General features: G+C 50.1%; 5 tRNA genes. All 5 read right to left on the bottom strand.

Going from position 1 to position 683, the window contains the following annotated elements:
- Nucleotides 1-31: 31 nt before the first annotated feature.
- Nucleotides 32-108 (bottom strand) — tRNA-Met (locus tag ATB74_RS23410).
- A 49-nt stretch (nucleotides 109-157) separates the two neighbouring features.
- Nucleotides 158-233 (bottom strand) — tRNA-Gly (locus ATB74_RS23415).
- A gap of 55 nt (nucleotides 234-288) precedes the next feature.
- Nucleotides 289-365 (bottom strand) — tRNA-Met (locus ATB74_RS23420).
- Between the two features lie 70 nt (nucleotides 366-435).
- A tRNA-Gly gene (locus ATB74_RS23425) sits at nucleotides 436-511 on the bottom strand.
- 56 nt (nucleotides 512-567) lie between these two features.
- Nucleotides 568-644, bottom strand: a tRNA-Met gene (locus ATB74_RS23430).
- Between the last annotated feature and the right edge of the window lie 39 nt (nucleotides 645-683).

Genomic DNA, 683 nt, shown 5'->3' on the forward strand with positions numbered 1-683 from the left:
CTTGGGCAACAGATAGCGCTTAACTGTAATGTGGTTGCGGGAGCCGGATTTGAACCGACGACCTTCGGGTTATGAGCCCGACGAGCTACCAAACTGCTCCATCCCGCGTCCGGATGCATTGTTTAAGTCAATGAATCTTGCCTTTAAAAGGCTAATTTGGAGCGATACATCGGGTTCGAACCGATGACCTCAACCTTGGCAAGGTTGCGCTCTACCAACTGAGCTAGTATCGCATTAGTTATTCGCTGCTCTTACCGCCTGGGCAACAGATAGCGCCTAACTGTAATGTGGTTGCGGGAGCCGGATTTGAACCGACGACCTTCGGGTTATGAGCCCGACGAGCTACCAAACTGCTCCATCCCGCGTCCGGATGCATTGTTTAAGACAATGAGACTAAACCATTTTCATCTTCAGCATAAAGCGTGAGAAAGAATTTGGAGCGATACATCGGGTTCGAACCGATGACCTCAACCTTGGCAAGGTTGCGCTCTACCAACTGAGCTAGTATCGCATTAGTTAATCGCTGCTCTTACTGCCTTGGGCAATAGATAGCGCTTAACTGTAATGTGGTTGCGGGAGCCGGATTTGAACCGACGACCTACGGGTTATGAGCCCGACGAGCTACCAAACTGCTCCATCCCGCGTCCGGATGCATTGTTTAAGTCAATGAATCTTGCCTTTAA

Origin of the sequence: Vibrio splendidus (genome assembly GCF_001557875.1) — a bacterium.
GTDB classification, from domain to species: domain Bacteria; phylum Pseudomonadota; class Gammaproteobacteria; order Enterobacterales; family Vibrionaceae; genus Vibrio; species Vibrio splendidus_F.